At 59.7% G+C, this 18,975-nt stretch carries 27 protein-coding genes and 1 pseudogene; 1 reads left to right on the forward strand and 27 read right to left on the reverse strand.

Going from position 1 to position 18,975, the window contains the following annotated elements; genetic code table 11:
- The 13 genes from X566_RS14970 to X566_RS15025 form a co-directional block, all read right to left on the reverse strand.
- Positions 1-2,932 (reverse strand): phage tail protein (locus tag X566_RS14970; RefSeq protein ID WP_051444220.1); only part of this gene is annotated, 2,932 nt, incomplete at its 3' end.
- Entirely contained in the window at positions 2,933-3,340 is a 408-nt protein-coding gene (locus X566_RS14975; protein WP_034468921.1) for a hypothetical protein, read from the reverse strand.
- The gene (locus tag X566_RS14980; RefSeq protein ID WP_343213087.1) at positions 3,337-3,975 is read right to left on the reverse strand and encodes a hypothetical protein; all 639 of its coding nucleotides are present in this window, start codon (positions 3,973-3,975) and stop codon (positions 3,337-3,339) included. The genes X566_RS14975 and X566_RS14980 overlap by 4 nt, the downstream gene beginning before the upstream one ends.
- Before the next feature lie 23 nt (positions 3,976-3,998).
- On the reverse strand, positions 3,999-4,649 hold the full coding sequence (locus tag X566_RS14985; RefSeq protein ID WP_244434797.1) for a hypothetical protein: 651 nt from the start codon (positions 4,647-4,649) through the stop codon (positions 3,999-4,001).
- Positions 4,643-5,473 (reverse strand): phage tail tape measure C-terminal domain-containing protein, encoded by an 831-nt coding sequence (locus X566_RS14990; RefSeq protein WP_034468927.1) that lies wholly within the window; start codon positions 5,471-5,473, stop codon positions 4,643-4,645. The genes X566_RS14985 and X566_RS14990 overlap by 7 nt, the downstream gene beginning before the upstream one ends.
- Before the next feature lie 10 nt (positions 5,474-5,483).
- Complete coding sequence (locus X566_RS25035) at positions 5,484-5,654, reverse strand: hypothetical protein (protein ID WP_160170482.1); 171 nt, start codon at positions 5,652-5,654, stop codon at positions 5,484-5,486.
- Positions 5,655-5,656: 2 nt separating this feature from the next.
- Entirely contained in the window at positions 5,657-6,058 is a 402-nt protein-coding gene (locus tag X566_RS14995) for a gene transfer agent family protein (protein ID WP_051444221.1), read from the reverse strand.
- Positions 6,055-6,501 carry a phage tail tube protein gene (locus tag X566_RS15000; protein ID WP_034468930.1) on the reverse strand — a complete coding sequence of 149 codons (447 nt, stop codon included), beginning with the start codon at positions 6,499-6,501 and terminating at the stop codon, positions 6,055-6,057. Before X566_RS15000 ends, X566_RS14995 begins: the two co-directional genes overlap by 4 nt.
- Positions 6,502-6,552: 51 nt before the next feature.
- Positions 6,553-6,969: a DUF3168 domain-containing protein gene (locus X566_RS15005; RefSeq protein WP_051444222.1), complete on the reverse strand. Its 417-nt coding sequence runs from the start codon at positions 6,967-6,969 to the stop codon at positions 6,553-6,555.
- On the reverse strand, positions 6,962-7,330 hold the full coding sequence (locus tag X566_RS15010; RefSeq protein WP_160170483.1) for an HK97 gp10 family phage protein: 369 nt from the start codon (positions 7,328-7,330) through the stop codon (positions 6,962-6,964). The genes X566_RS15005 and X566_RS15010 overlap by 8 nt, the downstream gene beginning before the upstream one ends.
- Before the next feature lie 80 nt (positions 7,331-7,410).
- The gene (locus tag X566_RS15015; protein ID WP_034468933.1) at positions 7,411-7,758 is read right to left on the reverse strand and encodes a head-tail adaptor protein; all 348 of its coding nucleotides are present in this window, start codon (positions 7,756-7,758) and stop codon (positions 7,411-7,413) included.
- A complete protein-coding gene (locus tag X566_RS15020) occupies positions 7,745-8,119 on the reverse strand; it encodes a DUF3168 domain-containing protein (RefSeq protein ID WP_051444293.1) in 375 nt (124 codons plus the stop codon). The genes X566_RS15015 and X566_RS15020 overlap by 14 nt, the downstream gene beginning before the upstream one ends.
- A 47-nt stretch (positions 8,120-8,166) precedes the next feature.
- On the reverse strand, positions 8,167-8,727 hold the full coding sequence (locus X566_RS15025; RefSeq protein ID WP_034468936.1) for a head-tail connector protein: 561 nt from the start codon (positions 8,725-8,727) through the stop codon (positions 8,167-8,169).
- Positions 8,728-8,788: 61 nt separating this feature from the next.
- Between X566_RS15025 and X566_RS15030 the strand changes: the two genes are divergently transcribed.
- Positions 8,789-9,565: a trypsin-like serine protease gene (locus X566_RS15030; RefSeq protein ID WP_034468939.1), complete on the forward strand. Its 777-nt coding sequence runs from the start codon at positions 8,789-8,791 to the stop codon at positions 9,563-9,565.
- Positions 9,566-9,924: 359 nt separating this feature from the next.
- Here X566_RS15030 and X566_RS15035 read toward each other — a convergent pair whose 3' ends face one another.
- The 14 genes and pseudogenes from X566_RS15035 to X566_RS15085 all read right to left on the reverse strand — a co-directional run bounded on the left by X566_RS15035 (position 9,925) and on the right by X566_RS15085 (position 18,958).
- Positions 9,925-10,293: a DUF2019 domain-containing protein gene (locus X566_RS15035; protein WP_034468942.1), complete on the reverse strand. Its 369-nt coding sequence runs from the start codon at positions 10,291-10,293 to the stop codon at positions 9,925-9,927.
- 291 nt (positions 10,294-10,584) lie between these two features.
- Positions 10,585-11,253, reverse strand: coding sequence for a hypothetical protein (locus tag X566_RS15040; RefSeq protein WP_034468945.1), 669 nt, complete (start codon positions 11,251-11,253; stop codon positions 10,585-10,587).
- 202 nt (positions 11,254-11,455) lie between these two features.
- Positions 11,456-12,706: a phage major capsid protein gene (locus tag X566_RS15045; protein ID WP_034468948.1), complete on the reverse strand. Its 1,251-nt coding sequence runs from the start codon at positions 12,704-12,706 to the stop codon at positions 11,456-11,458.
- A 128-nt stretch (positions 12,707-12,834) separates the two neighbouring features.
- Positions 12,835-13,251 carry a hypothetical protein gene (locus tag X566_RS15050; protein ID WP_034468951.1) on the reverse strand — a complete coding sequence of 139 codons (417 nt, stop codon included), beginning with the start codon at positions 13,249-13,251 and terminating at the stop codon, positions 12,835-12,837.
- 416 nt (positions 13,252-13,667) lie between these two features.
- The gene (locus X566_RS24370; RefSeq protein ID WP_244434798.1) at positions 13,668-13,835 is read right to left on the reverse strand and encodes an HK97 family phage prohead protease; all 168 of its coding nucleotides are present in this window, start codon (positions 13,833-13,835) and stop codon (positions 13,668-13,670) included.
- Positions 13,836-13,961: 126 nt separating this feature from the next.
- Entirely contained in the window at positions 13,962-14,186 is a 225-nt protein-coding gene (locus X566_RS15060) for a hypothetical protein (RefSeq protein WP_152539924.1), read from the reverse strand.
- Positions 14,187-14,692: 506 nt separating this feature from the next.
- On the reverse strand, positions 14,693-15,064 hold the full coding sequence (locus X566_RS15065; RefSeq protein ID WP_034468956.1) for a hypothetical protein: 372 nt from the start codon (positions 15,062-15,064) through the stop codon (positions 14,693-14,695).
- Between the two features lie 15 nt (positions 15,065-15,079).
- Positions 15,080-15,166: pseudogene (locus X566_RS25330) on the reverse strand (HK97 family phage prohead protease); the annotation flags it as partial.
- Positions 15,167-15,172: 6 nt separating this feature from the next.
- Positions 15,173-15,661: an Imm1 family immunity protein gene (locus X566_RS24375; protein WP_160170484.1), complete on the reverse strand. Its 489-nt coding sequence runs from the start codon at positions 15,659-15,661 to the stop codon at positions 15,173-15,175.
- Complete coding sequence (locus X566_RS15070; RefSeq protein ID WP_034468957.1) at positions 15,654-16,589, reverse strand: hypothetical protein; 936 nt, start codon at positions 16,587-16,589, stop codon at positions 15,654-15,656. The genes X566_RS24375 and X566_RS15070 overlap by 8 nt, the downstream gene beginning before the upstream one ends.
- On the reverse strand, positions 16,586-17,251 hold the full coding sequence (locus X566_RS15075) for an HK97 family phage prohead protease (RefSeq protein WP_034468958.1): 666 nt from the start codon (positions 17,249-17,251) through the stop codon (positions 16,586-16,588). The genes X566_RS15070 and X566_RS15075 overlap by 4 nt, the downstream gene beginning before the upstream one ends.
- Positions 17,252-17,310: 59 nt before the next feature.
- Positions 17,311-17,463 carry a hypothetical protein gene (locus X566_RS25155; protein WP_173402589.1) on the reverse strand — a complete coding sequence of 51 codons (153 nt, stop codon included), beginning with the start codon at positions 17,461-17,463 and terminating at the stop codon, positions 17,311-17,313.
- Positions 17,464-17,492: 29 nt separating this feature from the next.
- Entirely contained in the window at positions 17,493-17,705 is a 213-nt protein-coding gene (locus X566_RS15080) for a hypothetical protein (protein ID WP_034469710.1), read from the reverse strand.
- 77 nt (positions 17,706-17,782) lie between these two features.
- Positions 17,783-18,958 (reverse strand): phage portal protein, encoded by a 1,176-nt coding sequence (locus X566_RS15085; protein WP_034468959.1) that lies wholly within the window; start codon positions 18,956-18,958, stop codon positions 17,783-17,785.
- Positions 18,959-18,975: the final 17 nt, after the last annotated feature.

An 18,975-nucleotide genomic window follows, 5' to 3' on the forward strand; every position in this document is an offset into this window, starting at 1 on the left:
CTGGACCACTGGAAACAAGATCGAACAACGTCCCGGGCGCCGTCAGACTGAGCGCGCCGCCATCATGAGACGTGACCTGCGTTGCAGCACCAGCGATGAGGTTGGTGATATCGACGCCACCCACCGCAAGTTGGTTTGTACCAATGGAGTTCGCTTGAATCTTGTCGGCCGTAATTGAGCCCGCCAGGATGTTTCGCGCGGTGATCGTGCCGTCGGCAAGCATGTCGCCGCGCAAGGCCAGTTTTTGCACACCGTTCACGGTACCGAGCGTGATCACCGGCACCGGCGCGCCGCCCGCAACCCCAGGCTTGGCAACCTGGAAGAAGTCGGCCAGCACCGTGAACGACGACGCGCCCGGACCGCCGTTGAGCTGCTTGGTTCCGGACACATAGCCGTTGGCATCCAGCAGCACGGTGTACTGCGCGCCGATGCCGGCGATCGCCGTGGCATTGGTGGTCACGCTGCTGCTCAGATTGCCAAGCTGCGCATTCACCGTCACCTGATACTGCGAGAACGAATGGTCGAGCTGCGCAATGGCTGTCGCGTTGGCCGTCACGCTGCTGGTCAGATTGCCGAGCTGTGCGCTGACCGTGATCTTATACTGTGAAAACGAATAGTCGAGCGCAGCAATGGCTTGCGCGTTTGTGGTGACGCGGCTGCTCAGGTTGCCGAGCTGCGCGTTGACCGTGACCTGGTACTGGCCGAACGAGAAGTCGAGCGCAGCAATTGCCTCGGCATTCATCGTCACGTTCGCGTTTGTGGTAGCAAAGCGAGCATCGACGCTCGTACTCAGGCTGGCGATGGCGCCTTCATTGCTGACCGCCAGCTCGCGCACATCCTCGATAGACGCCTCTGCATCATCAACCCGCAGCTCAACGCGCTCAACCATCTTGACCGTCTGGCCGCGCAGCCGGGTGTTGTCGCGGATGCTACGGGCCGACGAGTTGGCGGAAGTCTGCATGCCGTTCTCGACCAGCGACATGCGCCGGTCCATCTCGTCCTGCAACTCCTGCATCTGGTAAAGCAGGCTTTGAACGATGTCCTTCCCGCCGACCAGAATGTTCGGCGTTGTGACAGCGATCCAATCCGACCAGAGCGTGTCGCGTGGGTTGCCCGGAATGTAGCGTCCGCGCACCTGATAGGACGTATTCGGCAGCAGGTTCTGTGAGACCAGGATCGAACCTGCGGCGACGTTCTCGGAGCGCCCGCGATGGACGATCTCCATGGTTCCGAAGCCTTCGCGAACCTCGAACTGGATGGCGGCGATATCGCTGGTGACGGTGCCGTTCCACTCCAGCAGGATCGCCGGACGCCGAGCAAGACCGTTGGCATCGTATACCGTGGCACCTTCTGCGTACCAATCCAGCACGGCCTGTGCGGACGGTCGCACGAAGACGATCGGGTTGCGCGGGACTGGACGGAAGTCGGTTGCGTGGTTCCACTCATAGTCTGACGGATCGACTTCTGTCAGATCCACGATCACGTCCAGATTGGCCTTGTCGATCGCTCCGTCGACGCGAAACAGTTTGGTGACATAGCCATTGCGAGCGCTCGACCAGGCAACGACATCGCCCGGCTCCAGCAACCAGAACATCGGGGGCAAGCTATAGGTATGCCGGCGGGCGCGTTGAGCTTCGAGCAGCGCCGATTTCATCAAACGCTGCACCTGCTCCACGTAGGGTACCGCGTCGAACTTGATCTCCGACAGCAGGCGCCGGCCGCCATGCATAGCCTCGAGGTCGGTCCGCAGCAGCGGTGGCGCGACCTTCATATTCCAACCCTCGGCCGGCTCCGGATAGCTCGCCGAGATGCCGTTGACCGTCTCTGACAAGCCGAAGAACGGTGTAAAGGTCTGCTCTTCGGTGGAGATGATGTCTTCGTCAGTGAAGATCAGGACCGGAGCGCCAGGCGGACCGACGCGCATTTTGTAGGTGCCGCCGATCTCGGCGAGCCGCCCCTGAGATGAAGTCATCAGCACATCGAGGGTATCACCGATCTGGTGCGAGACGAGCAGCTCCATGCCCGCTCGGTAACTCGGTTCCAGTCCGCTCGCTCCCTCGATCGGGTCGCGGCAGGCGTTGATGGCGTTAATCCACGCTTCGCTTGGTAGCTGAGCAGCCGACACCCCTTGCAAGCCGTAAAGCCATTGTCCGCCATAGCTGATGCCACGCAGCACGTTGTAGGCCTGCACCGCCGGCAGGTTATCGCCGTCTCCGCCCCAGGTGGATGGATCGGACCAGCGCTGCGAGCCGGTTCCACCCGCAGTGTCATCACGCGATGGATCGTAGAGCCTGACGCCATCGAGCTCGAACCGGAGCTGAGGGAAGCCCGTGAACAGTTCATCATTGATTAGCGCAGTGCAAATTGCATACGCGATGCCCTTGCCGATCCGGTCTGGCCCCCATGGCCGTTCAGCACTCGCCACGGAGTTGGAGAGGAACGTGTCGGCCGTCGTTTGCGTGCCGTCGTGAAACTTGATCCAGAGATGATCCTTGCCGTCCTTCCGATATTGCTCGACCGGAATGCCGTAGTCAGCATGCGCTTCACCTGTCAGAATCGTTGTCGACACGCCGTTGGCATAGATCCGCGCCAGCGTCGTCGGCAGATCACTGACCGCGATCACCTGCGTCAAATAAGCGTTGGGCGTGTCGCCGTCCTTGCCCCACGTATTGGCATAGACAAGCGATCCAGCCGTAACGCTAAACCCCAACGGAAACGAACGTGCGAGATCGCCAGCTGCCTGAAGCTTGCCCTGGACACCACCGACGCGCGCCCCTTGGTTCTGCGCAGCCGTACCCGCCAGCAGGCGCGACACCAAAGACAGACCGACGCCTACGGCAGCATTGAGCAGGAAAGTGCCAACGGAGAAGGAGGCGCCAAAGAACGAGCCGACCGTAGCGATCAGCGCGCCAATACCCGTGAAAATTGGCATTCAGAGAACCTTGATGAACTGCGCCTCAGCGAGGCGATATCCGTCGCGGCCGTACAGACGGCCAAAGGCTGGAATGGAGTGGGTGGTTGCGAGCGTCACAAGCAGGCAGCCCCGCTCCCTCGCCCACAGTTCGAACGCGTCAACAAACAGCCGCCGAGTTCCAGGACGACTGCATTTCAGCATGATTTCACTGGCGACCATGACCGATACCAGTGGCGGCCGATAACAGTGCCCCAGGAACATGCTTCGATCGGCGACCAGACACAGCCAATGCCGATCGCCAATCGCATGCGTCAGGTCGGCGCCCGCAGCGGCGGGATCAAACGAGAACGGGAATGCCTGCTCAGCATGATGTTCCTTTAAGAGACCCACCATCGCGCCGATATCGGCGCGCGTGGCTTGCCTCATCCCTTCGTCGCCGCCTTGATGCCCGGCGAGGTTTCGAGCTTGCCGTTCACCTTGCCCCAGAAATGCTCCCAATCACCGACGACAGCCACATCCCGGAAGAACGCATCACCCGGCAGTCGCAACTGTTGGGATTCGTGCGAACGAGTGTCGGTATTGAACCGGGTCATTTCCTGCGTATGCGACTTGCACGTCAGGTTGACACCGCCGTCCTCATTCTCGGCCGGGGTTTTGATCTCGATCTTGTCGACAAAGCCCAGGAAGCGCGGCATAGCCGGCGCAACCTGCTGCATGGTCTCCGGATCGAACAGCGTCCTGAAGATCTGCACCGGTGCCTGCTGGGCATCGTACTGGCGCAGAAGCTCCTCGACCCGCGCGTTGATCTGCGACATCTTCACCGTGACGGTCTGCACGGTGATGTTATGCACAAGCGGGATGTCAGAAATCTCCGTCAGCGTATACGTGCCGTAGAACGTGCGGGTCTCTACACCGCCGGTACGCGGGTTGATCACCTGCATGCCGCGCTGTCCGACGCCGGACCACTGTCCCTCCACAACCCGATCACCGGTCGAACGATCCCGCACCTCTATCCAAAGTAAATCGGCAAGCACCAACTTGCGAGCCGGCAGCGCCGCCAAATTCTCCGCAGAGATCGAACGCATCAGCGTGCCTCCACCGCTTGGAAGCTGATGCTACCGCGGCCGGACAAATCGGCATCTGCCGAAACCGAGCCAGGCACCAGCGCCATAATGCAATGCGGGCGTTTGACCGACACGACCGCATCCACAACGGTCCCCGGCCAGAAATGTGGCCGCACCTCAATTGGAGGCGTAATACCGGCGCCATCAGCGGCGGCTGTCTCCATGACCTCGTACAGATCCGCAGCGCCAATCCGGATCATGTCGCCGACGCTGAAGATGTAACCGACCGGAAGCTGCTTCACGCGCAGGGACTTGTTGTTACCACCGATGGTGTGAACAGCTGCCGTCGCACCGGAGAACGCACCACCCGTCGGCCAGGAGCCGTTAGGATACAGGATCGGATAGCACCGGGACAGCTTGTAGCCGATGAATGTGCCGAAACCGTTGCCGAGCGCGTTCAGTTTCGCGCGCCAGTGATCGAGCTGGTTTGGCGTCAGCGTCTTCGACTGTGCTGTCATTCGCCAGAGCGGCTGTCCCATGTCCCTGACATAGGTTCGGCCGCCAGCGACACGCGATTGCTCTTGCCGATGCATCGGCTCGAACGACGTGATCCAGCCAGGCCAGTCAGCAAGGAAATCAACAGGCTCACTCAATGCCATTGCGGTCACCATCGCGTATTCGGTCGATCCTGGACTACCTGCCTGATCTTGTACGGCAACGATATTTCCAGTTTTGCGAGTTGCTGTTGAAGTCGGGCAAGACCCGCTTGATCCGCACCGCGCGCGTCGATCGAAATCGCGACCGGAGCAGTGACGCCTCCTCCCATATGACGAACGACGTCATTCGGGATAATCTGCGCGCCGCGAGGCAAGTTCAGAAGCTCCGGCCCGCGCTCGCCGACCCAGGTCAGACCTCCTCGCCAATTGTCGGTACCTTCGGCGTTGCTGCCGATAGGAAGCGGAAAGGGATTAACGCCCCCAGTAAGTGAAACGTCGTATCCATTGACAAAGTTGCCACCGAACGCGCCAAGCAACCCGTTCGCAATTGGCCCTGTTATCGCGCGCCGAATAGCGATACGCATAAGGTCTTCGGCAATGCCCTTCGCCATCTCGCTAAAGGCTTGCTTCAACGTTTTGGTGCCCATGACGACGCCGATGATTCCGGTTTCGAAACTCTTCAGTCCCTTAACCGCAGCATTCTCGAGTGCCTTATCGACAGCTTGCGCTTCCTTTATGAAATCAAGCAGCGGCCGTGTCTCCGCAGCTTTCTTGACAGCTTCTGTTCCCTTCGCCTCAGCGTCGGGCTTCTTCCCTGTCGCTCCCGATCCAAGGGATGCCAACGTTTGACTCGATTTAGCGAGCTCAACATTCATGAGCCGGTACTGTTCCAGGGTCGATTTTGCGCTTTGGCGCGTCAGGGCATTGAGAACTTCCATCCCCTTCTCGAACGCCGCAAGATCGATCCCGACTGGAATCGTCAAAGCAGGTATTGCCATCGCTATTCCTCTAGCGAACGATCAGACGATGTCGCTCGATCATATGCTCCAACTCCTCCCCCATCATCGCGGGCATCTCCTCCATGCCGTTAGCGCGGTTATAACCATCGACGCAGGCGATGATCTCCCACAACGTCGCGTCATCGGTCTGTCGTGGGGTCCACCCGAGTCCCTGCCCCAAACTCAGGATTTCCGAACGTCGGAGGCGTCCATTGGAGTGATAAAGCCGGCCTGCATCACCTCCGCCGGCAATTCTTTTCCCACGTCGTCCCCTCTCGGCGGCACCAACGCTGCCTCGATCACCGCGTAAGCAATCAGCACACTCGAAGCCAATGGATTTTCATCAACGTGATTTTTGACCGCAGCCATCGCCTTCTCCGGCGACATACCGCCGCCGATCAAGCCGAGCCGAATAGTCTCGCGCACATCATTGAGTCGCCATGTACCGTCCGCCAGGCGCTGCAGGATCGCCGCTATCCCGGCTCCGCATTTCTCCTCAAGGTCGAGAATCAAGCCGACTTTCGCGATACAGAACTGATCCTCGCCATGGGACCAAACAATGGTTCGCGTTCCGTTTGCACTCATGGGGCGCCGTTCGCCCATGTGACAGGCCCATCAGACACCAAAGACAACGACGACTGAATTTTTCCGTCTCCCTGATTTCCCGTGACCTCATACTTCGTCAGCAGAAAACGACCCTGCCAATAGCCGGGCGCTGCCGTGTCGAGCACGATACGAACGTTCTTCGCCTCGCCGGAAAGAAACCAATTATTCCAGAATGGAAAAGTCTCATCGGCCTGAAGTCCCGAACCGTTCACGCCGGCGGACAACGATCGAGTCACCCTCTCCGTCCAGGTTGGCGCATCCGGATCATCGCAGTCGCCGACCACGGCATCGGATGTGTCCGCCGAGAAAGCGATCCCTTTTGAGGTCAGCCCGCAGACTTTCGACGTGAAGTCTTCCGGATCAGCTCCATCGCCTGGCCAGATCGAGAGTTTCGACCAACGATTTGTGGTCGGCTTAGCCATGTCGGCCTCCGTAAAAAAGCCCCGCGGGGCATGACAGGTGAGAAATGAAGGTTAGTTCGACGGTTCGGTGCGTGCTCGGAATAGCAAGACCGCATGCTTCGTCTGTCCGTCTTGCGTCCTGAGATAATTCGCACGCTGAAAATCGATTGAAATCAGCCGCTGACCATCCCCGAGATCCAAGGGAGCATTGTGGAGCGCGTCGCGCACGGCACACCCAATCTTCTGCGCTTCCACCATGCCGACGGCTTCGGACCAGCCATCGATCTGCAAGCGGCTGTCTGATCCCTCGTATTCTGCCGCGGCTTCAACAAGTACGCGCCGTGGACCCAAGGAGATATATGGCTTCAACGCCGCCGGGGGAACATCGTCGAACACACGGTCTCCGACAAGCTCAACAATCGCTGGAGACGATTTGAGGCGATCGACAATCGCCCTTTGCAACAACAACAGCGCATCGGTATCACTCATGCTCCGACAACGCCTCCGCTAACGCCTGCTCCGCTCGCCGCGCGTATCCATCCGCCCAATCGTCGACCGTCGCATGAAAATAGGACTGTGCTGCATTCCGCTCGGTTCCATATTCAGCAGCGAGCGCAGCGTGGTTTTCCTCTTCGTTTCCGCCGACGGTCACGTCTAACGTGTGATCTTGCCGGCCTCGACGCACATGCACCGAATCCGCAAGCTCGGACGGAGCGTCCGCCGGGATGTTTGCCGCAATGGCTGCCCGCAAATCGTCGGCTTCATCGGCGACGAATGCCGACATGTCTCGTACCAGCTTGGCCGACAGGTTTTCCAGATAACGCCGAAGCTCTTCGTCGAAACCGCTCATCATTCCTCATTGTACGGCTCAACGCCGCTTTCGAGTGTCATTGGACAAAGCAACAAACTGCTTTTCGCACGCCGCGAGCTTTAGATCGGCAAGTCTGTAACCGCAGAGACCTTGAGCCACTCGCCCTTGCCATCAACGTCAGCGATCGAGCGGATGGCGTAATGTGCCCCGGATATGACATCTCGAGCCCGCCAGTCGACAGCGATTGCGCGCGTCGAAGCGGCTTGACGCACGGTGATCAGGACAGGTCGGCGATCTCGGGACGATCCGCCAACCATAACCTCTGCACCAAGCTGTTCTTCGACTTTGGCCCAGGCGACGAATTGCTCTTCGAACGCGTTTTGCGTGTTGCCATAACCGTCAGATATCAATGCGCGTCGGTCGAACGCGATACGCCGGCGCAAATCACCTGCGCTATTCGTCTGCATTATTCCCTCCAAGAATTGCTTCGCCTGACCGCAGCCTGAACACGACGGTAGTGCGATAAACGCGCCGCTTCTCGCGGCGAATGTCCGCGAGTGAGAACCGCAGTTCGAAACACCGGTTTTGTTCAATCCTCAGCGGAGCATCATCGAGAGCGCCAAGCAAAGCTCCAGCGATCGCCTGCGCATCGCCTTGACGCCCCTGGCTCCAAGCATGCACTGTGAGCTGCCACTCGTCGTCTCGGTCGCCCGCGGGCTCGATCTCTCCCAGCGACACATAGGGATAGATGCCATTCACCGGCACGTCACTGTAAATGTACGGCCCGCCGAGAACCACCGATACGCCTCCATCCTCGACAAGAGCCATTCGGACGGCCTGCCGCAGGGTATTTGTGCACTCCCCCGTCGCGCCATTCACAGTGACAGCGCCCGATAGGGAGCGATCAGCGGCCAGAGTCCGGGCAGTATCGCCGCCACCCCTTGCATCAGGCCGCGATTGTCGTACCAGTGCGCCGTCAGCTGCCGGACCGCCTGCCGCAATGGCTCCGGCACGCTCGTTTCCGTGGTGCCAAAGCCGAGCACAACATCGAGTTCAATGGCGGCAATCCGTCGCCCGGGGATGGGTAACGTCCAGGCTGGCGCCGCGAGCGACCACGACGCTTTGTCCAAGACGAATGTCTCGGGATCGATGTCTATGCTCGCCCTCTCGCCGTCGAGCACCCGTGCAGCCTGAACGGAAATCAAGGGGCCGCGCTTCAGGGCGATCCTTCCATCTTGCGGCCATGCGTCGCGTACGAAACGCCACGTCTGCGCGATCAGAGCGCTGCGCGCCATGGTTTCGACCTGTGTTCGCGCGGCCACAATCAGCGAGACGATCATGGCATCGTCTTCGGTGTGCTCGACACGAAGAAACTGCTTGGCCTCAGCCAGCGTCAAAGGCTCCGTCGCCGGGGGCGTCAGAAGGAAGGCAGACATCAAGTCCTCGTGTAAAGTGAATGATTGACAGGATGCGCGCGGCAAGGTTCATCCCTGAACCATGAGCGCACTTCGATCCTGTTCCAGCTTCTTTGCCGTCGTCGCCAGCCTGCTGCTGGTATCCCCAGCCTCAGCTATCGTCGGCGGCGGCGCGCCAAGCGCCGATGGCGTCGGCCGCAGCGTCGTCACCATCGTCGGCTCGCGCGGCAACTTCTGTAGCGGCACAATGATAGCGCCGGCGATCGTGCTGACCGCCGCGCATTGCGTGCAGAGCGGCGCGACCTATAAAATTGTCGAATATGACGCGCAGCGGACGCCGCAGTTGCGCGACGTGGCGCAAGTCGCAACCCACCCGCAGTTCAATCTGCAAACCATGCTGGCGCATCGGGCCACTGCCGACGTTGCGCTGCTCAGGCTTGCGAACCCGGTCGCCGCTGGACGGCAGCCAGCACAACTCGGGACGCCGCGCATCCCGATTGCCGTCGGCGGCCGATTCACCGTCGCCGGCATCGGCGTTACCGTACGCGGTGATGGCAAAAGCGGCGGCATCGTCCGCGCGGCCAGCCTGGTTACGACGGGCCAGCCCGGCACACTGCAGATTCGGCTGGTCGATCCGCTGACCGGCGGCAAGCGCGATGGTCTTGGCGCCTGCACCGGCGATTCAGGCGGGCCTGTGTTCGAGGATCAGCAAGGCCGCAGCGTGCTGATCGGTGTCGTCAGTTGGTCCACCGGGCCAAACGGCACCGCCGGTTGCGGTGGCATGACGGGCGTTACGCCCTTCTCACTCTATCGCGACTGGATCGTACAGACCGCACGCGGCTGGGGCGGTCGATTATAGCAAGACCCCTCCGGCAAGACCAAATGCAGGTCGTATACGGCTACTAATCCGAAAACGCCTCAAGCGGAACATCTTCGCTTGCTAGCCACTCAATGCTCTTGGGAAGCTCGCCGTCAGTCTCGATGAAGTCTTTCACGGCCTTTCACGCTTCGGCAAAGAGGATAAAGAAACCAGCGGACGTCCCATGCAGATCAAGCACGAACTCACGCAACCTCAATAGAACCACTCTTGCCCCTGCGGAGCGAAGAAAAACGTCTTCAGTTCATCGAGATGCTCAGCTGTCCTGATCAAACCTATCGAAGCAGGTGGCGCTTTTCATTATCTTCGGAAACATTCGTCCAAGCAGCCTCAAGATCACTTCAACTTGGAATGTATTCCCCTTCCTCAAGGGCTTCCAACATCATCGCTGCGTCGGCTGCTTGAGCCACTTCCATAGCATCGCTGACTTCCACGAGGGTTGCCTTCGCCCGATCAGGCTCGACAGCCAGTAAGGCGATTGCAGTCATGAGCCGAACCTGCACATTTGGATGCTGGAGCAAAGGTAGAAGCGCGCGGCGTTGATCACCGGCACGGCCCTTCAATTCCGCTTTCACAGTCTCCATTTCATCGTATAACCGATTGTATTTCCGCGTTTTATAATGCCGCTCCGCTTCATACTGCTGGAGGGTGATCGACAGAAAACTTTCAACAAGTTCAAATGTACTTATTGCACTAAGAGATTTAGGCATGAGATCACCGCATTATCTTGAATTTTCGGAGAGCATATAGACCAACTCTACGCCTCGTCTCCCAGCTTTTATCTTTCAAATACTCTCTGGGGGAAAGCCCTCCGAATTTGGCATTGTGCCGCGCATACCAAGCGGTAAGATCAATATGCCTAATCGTGGACACCCTAACGAGGTTATCTCGAGCGTTGATCGTCTCATTGGAGAACCCAGCGTTTCTAGCACCAGTCTGCTCAACAATGTGATGAATTTGGTAACCGGGTCTCGGCTCCAACACATCCTGCTGCAATTCCTCTAGCGTCTTGGGAGGTTGACGGAGGCCTGAATATTATCCTGATGCCCCTTAAGCCACTCTATATTGTTTAAGGCTCCAAGATAGGCAATCGCACTAAGGCCTCCTCCGTATTTAACGAGCCACTCACCAATAGATCGAATGTAGCTTGTGCGCTCCTTGCTATCGTTAGGCCGACTCCCTGGAATTTCCGGAGGATCCCCGGAGTTGTGCCCAATGCCAGGCGGAGCGCCAACCTGCGCGACCTGTATCCAGCCTTCACGGTTCGCTCCACTCCCACCACCGGCAGCCGTCCATTCGCCACCATCGGGATTCCCTCTAGGAACGCGCGGTTGATTGGGGTTGTAATGCGAACGCCGAGGATCGAAATCCGACGGTGATCGCGCCTTCAACAGCAGCCGCATGCCGCGCAAGAGAGCGAGCTTGACCTTGATTGCCGCGAGCTCCTGCTTCTCGCGCAAGATCTCGGCCAGCATCGCACGCTGTTCGCGGACCTTCTCTATCTCGCGCGCAATGGTCGCCGGCGCGAAACGGACATGGCGTGGTAGGCAGTCATCCTGCGCGTGCGGCTCAAGATAACGATCGCGGTCCGGCCGCAGGTAGCGCTCGAAATCCGGACGCAAATAGCGCGACTGCGGATTCCGCAACCACGCGTCTTCTCGCTCTTCCATGAATGGGCTTTCAAAATCAGGATATGAAAGGGTGAGCTGACGCAGCCTTGCCTCACCCGTGCGGGAAGAAGCGAAGGCTCTCCGTCAGCCAAAAAACTGGGCCTGTCCCAGCCGTCAGCGGTGCGAGCGCCGTCACGGGCAGGCAAAGAAAAAGGGCGCCACAAGCGGCGCCCTCGAACGCATCCGTCAATGCTGTCGACGATCAGCTTTCCGCGAACTTCACCAGCTTGATCGCATCGAAGTCCTGCACGCCGCCACCGACACGCTTGGTGGTGTAGAACAGCACATAGGGCTTCGCGGAATACGGATCGCGCAGCACGCGCACGCCCTGACGATCCACCACCAGATAGCCGCGCATGAAGTCGCCAAAGGCCACCGAGAACGAATTCGCGCCAATGTCCGGCATGTCTTCAGCTTCGACAAGCGGGAACGACATCAGCGTCGCGCGCCCGCCGGCCAGCGCGGGCGGTTGCCACAAATAGGCTCCACCGGCATCCTTGAACTTACGCACCGTCGCCTGCGTTTTGCGGTTCATGACGAACGAGCCGTTCTGGCGGTAGCCCGCCTTGAGCGCATAGATGAGGTCGATCAGCACGTCGGCCGGATCTTCCTCGGGAAATGCCCCGGCCTCGCCGCTGGCGATATAACCGAGATTGCCCCAGCTCCAGGAGGTATTGGCGACAGTTGAGTAGCTCAGGAATCCCTTCGGCTTGTTCACGCCGTCGCCGGTGACGAAGGCCGTTCCCTCCTGCTGCGCGAAGGTCAGTTCCACCTCCGAGGCAATCCACTCATCGATGTTGACAGCGGAATCCTCCAGCAGCGTCGCGGTCGCCGCCGGCATGGCGTAGAGCTCCATCGCCGGGAACGAGAGTGCATCGAGCGTTGGCGAAGCGGTCTGAGCCCGTGCGTCGGTCTCTCCGACCCATCCCGCAGCGGGCCCCGCCGTCATGAACGGCTTCTTGTAAATGTTGCCGCTGATCTCGCGCACCGATGCAATAGAGCGGATCGGCGAGATGGTCCGCAGCCGCGCGCTGATCGAGTGCTCGAGTTCGACCGGAACGAGATAACCACCATCCGGATTGGAGCTGACCGAAAGCGCCTTGGTCTCGAGTTGCCGCAGCACGCCGGTCTCGCCACCCCGGACGTATGCATTGAACGCGCTCTTGTGCTCCCGCGTGGCACCGTCGAACATGACGCGGCGGGAGCTTTCCAGATGCGGTCGCGCATTGCGCAATGCCATATCATCGAACTGCTTCATCTTCTGATCGAGTGCATCGTTGATGCGGGCGATCTTCTCTTCCAGCAACACATCGGCATGCGAAGCCGACAGGCGTTCATCGTTACTGGATTTGAACTCCTCGAATGTTCGCGAAAGATCGTCATGCACAGCGCGCGTGTCCGCGGAAATACCGGCCTTGCGCTCCGGTGCCTGGTCTTGAATGTCAATGTCCATACAGGTCTCCTGGTGAATAGTGAAAAGGAAAGCGCGCAGACGCCATACATCCGCGCGCGGTTCGGTTCAGTGGTCTTGACGGTCATCAGCCTACAGAGTCGTGAGCAAGGATGCACGAGCGTAGAGTGTTAGAGCGCAATCAAGCCGATCGTCCCCATTCCCGGCATTGGCGACTTGGGATCAGCCGAATCAGGCAAGGTCCATGGATCAACGTCGATGCAGCACTCTTTGCATCGTTCGCGAATGAACGCAGGAATCCTGATCGCAACGACCGCGCTTTCGAAAATTTGGGCAGCCTCGGGAGGCATCGCGAAAAGATCAACCGTATGCAAACAAAGGCCTGGTCCGTGCGACGTCCAAGAGACACCGTCGACATTGCGCGAGCGCCGGTCGTCCGCCCACTCGACCACGACAGCAAAGCTGCCCGGCCTCTGCATATGCTTGATACGTCGCACGTAATCCTCGATCAGTTCGACTGCTTCCTCCGAGAATCTGAACGTACCAAACGGCACAAAATCGCTAGTATAGTTTTCGTCGTCAGACATCCAGCCCCCGCCACGCACTTCCACGGCAAACGGCACTTAACGAGCCTCAATAGCTCATCAGACACGTTTCGAAAGCGTCACGCCACGCTTCGACATCGACGATACGAACACCAATCTGTCTGGAACATGAACGGACGGAGATACAACGTCGCACCCTCAATCGTCGATGAATACGCGAAGCGCGACAGGCCATTCGCAAAGACATTTCACACGATCGTGTCAGCTGTAACTGCGCTGCTGCGCCTCCCATCGGTCATTGATGCTGCTCATCGGCCAAGCCCCAGTCCGCGGCGGATAGCCTCGCGCGTCGGGCGCGCACCAAAAGCGCGCTGCGTGTCGCTGTTGCGCGCGGCAGACTTCACCGCAGGCTGCGAACACAGAACGCCCGGCGGGGCGCCCGCCCGAGCCGTCCCCACTCAGTCTCGGCGCGCGTCCGCGCCGGTGAAGGTTTTCTCCGGGAGGAAGCTGCCTTCGCTGCGTGAACGCGCCCCCGCCAGCAGCGGGAACGTGACGATCGAGATTTCCCAGAGATCGACCTGATGCAGCTTGCGCACCCGCGTCTTCGGATTGATCCGCGACGTCACCGTGCGATCGCCGATCGAGCGCCAGCTAGCGCCTACCCCTCAGCCAATAAGCGTCCTGCCAGTAGTAGAGCGTGGTCATATTATCTGGCACTCGGTCATCGGCACGGCGATAACCGCCCTCGGGGGTCATTTATCAGCGTCGGCGAGTCGCCTGCCATATTCGATGACTCGAGAGAAACTGTCCCAATCGGTAATTTTGTTCGCGATACCCTCGTCGAATGCGATCTCGAACACGCCATCGTCGGAGTATCCGACGTCCAGCAAGATCACGTCCTCATAAATGAGTTCGAAAAGAGCATACTCCCGATCAACATCGCCGGCTTTGCACCATTGAGCCTTGGAAAAGTCCATGCTCATCTCCTCGGATTTAGGAACGTAATAAACTTGCCGTTAGCATACCATCGCGCGCCGAATCCTCCAGGAATTCGAATATCAATGACTTGCCCAAATCTCGGCCGGTAGAGCGTTGCCGTGATTCCGTTGCGCACGATATTGGCCAGAGCCGTATGTGCCGCAGATCGACGGGTCAGATCGCAGCGTCTACCGCAGCGTATCCTTCGTGGCGCCAATCACCTCCGGATGTTTTGTGAGCGCCCGTCCCGCTTCCGTTAAATCCGAATTTCGGTATCGATTCAGGCCCGCTCTAAAAAGCGGATTCTCTTTAGCCAGAGCTTCGATCGCTGCCCTCGCCGCTCCGCTACCTGGGGAGGTGGAAGGCGAACCTCCAGACCCACTAGGGCCTCCGCCGCCCCCAAAATTCCGCCAATTGGGTCTGCTTGGATCGTTAGGATTGCTTGGATCCCTGTACCTTGCAGCCGTTGGGCCGTTCAGGGGCGGTTCCGGATCGGCATCGGAGATCACTTGCCGATCATTGATCCCGCCTCTTCCACTTCGAAGATTGGCAATCTGAACGTAGCCGACTGCCTCCGCTTCCCCCCTCCTTCACGCGTCCACTCTCCGCCGTCGGGATTGCCCTTCGGTAGGCGCGGTTGATAGAGGTAATGATCCGATCTCTGCGAGGGATCGAGCGCCTTCAGCTTCAGCCGCAAATGCAGATCGTAAAGCTCCAGCAGTTCGAGCTTCTGCCGGGCCAGCCAGCGCCGCTCGCGGCGCAGGTCCTCAACCGAGCGCTCCTCCTCGGCAACATGCTCCTTTCGCTCCACCGTCGCGCCGGCAAGCTGCGCAAACGCCGTCGCCTGCCAGGCGCCCGGCCTGAAGTAGCGCTCCATGTCCGGCCGCAGGTAGCGCGCAGCGTCGGGGATCAGCCGCCCCCGCGCCCACAGCCCGCGAAAATCCTCGCGCAGCTCCAGCCAGATGCCGACCGGCTCGGCCGAATACTACGGATCAGGGAAAGTGTTTGGTGGAAGATCCCGATTGGCAATCCACTCGATACTGGTTGGTAATTCACCTTCAGTCTTGATGAATTCCTTCACTGCTAACCAGGCTTTCTCAAATGGGATAAATAGACCAATGGGCAAGGGATCACCGTGAGTGCTCCGAACCCATTCACGAATACGGGTAATATCTCCCTTTGAACTATAATCCTCCCCATTGTGACCACCCGATTTCGAATAGATGAGGAGAACGCCTAAGTTAGGATTTCCCCACAGCATAAGCTCGATGTCTACACGTCCCAGGCCAAGTTCCAGATGAGAGGTCCCCTCAATTCCCTGCAACGAGAGGCCAGCACTGTCGTTACCTGTGTCGGAAAACCAACGCCTCTCAGGCGGTCCCAAAAAATATGGTTCGAGCCAGGTCAGCTCCGGCCAACCTAATCCCCAGTACTCGTCAAAGTGAGCCCACTTTTTCGCGCCATGCTTATTCATGTTCACTCCAAACACCATCCTGGAGCTTCCTTATCTCCTTTCCTCGTCGGGTGAAGAACATCACCGTTGGATTGCCAAGCTCACGCGCGATCAAGGGAAGAACTGTGTTGCAACTTCTGCACATAGGCCGATCAATATAGACTTCAAGCATTTCCCCCCGCAAAGAGCCACCATTTCGACGCGCAGCTCGCAGGAGTACCGTGGCTTCAGCATGAAAGAGTGCATTGTTAGGCATCATGCCAATATTATCCTGTTTCATGGTCTCAGGATACTTGGAGAGCAAGACATTTCTCATCTCATTAGCGGCAGCTCGATCTTCCCGTGAATAGGATGACAAACTTGAACTCGATCCAAATATGTTCTCACCTTTGAAATTGGTGAGGCCAATAGTTCCCTCCTCGTGACCGAATAAATCACGGTCGAGATTCTCAGATCTAAAAGCCTTGACTAACTCATCAGCAATCTGAGCTAGGATTGCAAACCCACCAACCCGACCTAGTCGTGGCCTGTCCGCACTCGCCAGCCGCCCATCATAGTTACCACTGCTCCCACCGCCCTCCCGCGTCCACCTTCCGCTACCCTCGTTATGTTTCGGAATGCGCGGTTGATAGAGATAGTGGTCCGATCTCTGCGAGGGATTGAGCGCCTTCAGCTTAAGCCGCAAATGCAGATCGTAAAGCTGCAGCAGCTCGAGCTTCTGTTGCGCCAGCCAGCGGCGCTCACGGCGCAGGTCCTCAACCGAGCGCTCCTCCTCGGCAACATGCTCCTTTCGCTCCACCGTCGCGCCGGCAAGCTGTGCGAACGCCGTCGCCTGCCAGGCGCCCGGCGTGAAGTAGCGCTCCATGTCTGGGCGAAGGTAACGCCCCGCGTCGGGGCGCATCCAGCGGTTGCGCTGCTGCGCCTCCCCTGTCTCGTTGATGCTGTTCATCGGCCGAGCCCCAGTCCGCGGCGAACGGCCTCCCGCGTCGGGCGCACACCAAAAGCGCACTGCGCGTCGTGACTACGTGCGGCAGACTTCGCCGCAGGCTGCGAACACAGACCGCCCGGCGGGTCGCCCTTCCCGATCGCGTCCCATGCGACTTCGGCGCGCCTCCGCGCCGGCGAAGGTTTTGGCCGGGAGGAAGCTGCCTTCGCTGCGTGAACGCGGGCCCCCGCCAGCAGCGGGAACGTGACGATCGAGATTTCCCAGAGATCGACCTGATGCAGCTTGCGCACCCGCGTCTTCGGATCGATCCGCGACGTCACCGTGCGGTAGCCGATCGACAAGCCGTCGATCGCGCCAGCCTTCACCAGCGCCAGCAGTTCACGGCCGCGCGCGACATCAGGAATCAACCGCCCCCGCGCCCATAGCCCGCGAAAATCCTCGCGCAGCTCGAGCCAGATGCCGACCGGCTCGGCAGGGTCGTGTTGAAACAGCATCGGAATCCGGCGCAGGCCGCGGTTTGCCAGCGTCTTTTGAAACGCGCCGGGCATGACCATGTCCCGGGCCTGGTCGATTTCGCCAAACAGACTGGCATAGCCTTCCACAGCACCATCGACGCTGAGGGTGACGCGCGGCGGCGCGAAGGGAGATGAAATGGAGGCGTGCATGGGCATTCCCTCGCGCGCATGGCGCGGTGGTTGGTCGGAACGACGATGAGATGAAACGGTTAGTGGCTGCGCGTGCGGGCCTTGCGCCGCAACGGCTTCCGGCGGGCGGCCTGCTCCGGCGCGCGCCGGCTGGCCTTGTCGAGATGCGCGAGGAATTCGCGGAAGATCGTCAGGTGATCGGGCTTGTGTTTGCGCTCGGGTCTACGCGGCATGGTGTATGGACTGTCCTTTCACGGCGTGCCTAATCCTCGCCCTCATTCCGGCCCTGGCTTCTGCCCTGAACCCTGCGGTTGAAACGCGAGAGCTCGCGCACGAAATCGTCGAAGCGGCGGGAGGCGGCAGCCAGTTCGCGCAGCGTTGACCACAGCGCGACGCTTGCCACCGACGCCCACAGGAACAGCGCGATGTGCGCGAGATCGCCGCGCTTGATGAAAATATCGATGAGTTCAAACATGATGATGGCTTCCGGCATGATCCCGAAAAATGGGAACCGGCTTTCGGCAGCAGATCATGCCAATGAGATACGCTGCTTCAGGCGATCTGATCGCCGCCTTCGATCGGACCGTAGCCCGTGGCTTCGCGCTTCTCGTTCAATGTCAGGAATGGCGAGGACGAAACCCGGCTCCACAGCGCAGCGCGATCGGACGACAGCGCCTCGACGCGGTCGGTGTCGATGCCGATGCGCAGGTCGTCACCGAATTGCGGCGCGAGCCAATGTACCAGCGAACTCGCCACGCGCGAGGCCAGCGGCAGCACTGTCTGCCGCCACAGCGCGCGGTTCGCTTCCTGATAGTTCGCATACGTATTGTCGCCGGGGATGCCAAGAAGCATCGGCGGCACGCCGAAGGACAGTGCGATTTCGCGCGCTGCCGCGTGTTTCGCCTGCAGGAAATCCATGTCCTTCGGCGACAATGACATCGCCTTCCAGTCGAGCCCGCCCTCCAGCAGCAGCGGCCGTCCGGCGTTGGTCGCGCCCTGATAGGTGTCGGTCAGCTCGCGCTTCAGCCGGTCAAACTGATTTTCGGAGAGCATGGCGCCATCGGGCCCGGAATAGACCAGTGCCCCGGACGGCCGCGCCGCATTGTCGAGCAGCGCCTTGTTCCAGCGCGCTGCCGCATTGTGCGTATCGACCGCGATGGCAGCCGCCTCGATCGGCGCCAGCCCGTAGTGATCGTCAAGAGGATGGAAGAACGTCAGATGCAGGATCGGCGGCACGCCGTCCTGGATTTGGTCGAAGCGGACGCTGCGGCTGCTCACGCTGTATTCATATGCTTCCGGCCAGCCGTCGGCGCCCGGCACTACCTTCATCCGGTCTGGCCGCAACGCATAAAGCTCGCGGACCTGATCATTGATCGTCACCGCCTCCACATAGGCATTGCCCGCCAGCAACAGGTGGGCGTACAGCCCCTCCAGGAAGCTCGTTCCGTCTTGCCTTGCGTTCGGCTTCGCGAGCAGTTGCGCCAGCGGATGAACGCTGCGCTCTTCATCGCCTTCGTAGAAGACGAGGACACATGACGCCGCACTTTGCGCGATCAGGCGAACAGCGCCATGTACGATGGCATTCGAGAGATAGCCCTCGCGCGACAGCGCTGCATAATCCTTCGGAGTCCAGCGTGCGCGTCCGCCGCTCTCGATGGCGAGCAGATGCGCGGTGCGGCTCGCCTTTGTTTCAGGCGGACGCAAGAGATTCTTAATGCGATCGAACATCGCGCTCCTTCTCAGAT

The sequence above is a fragment of the Afipia sp. P52-10 genome (assembly GCF_000516555.1).
Classification (GTDB): domain Bacteria; phylum Pseudomonadota; class Alphaproteobacteria; order Rhizobiales; family Xanthobacteraceae; genus P52-10.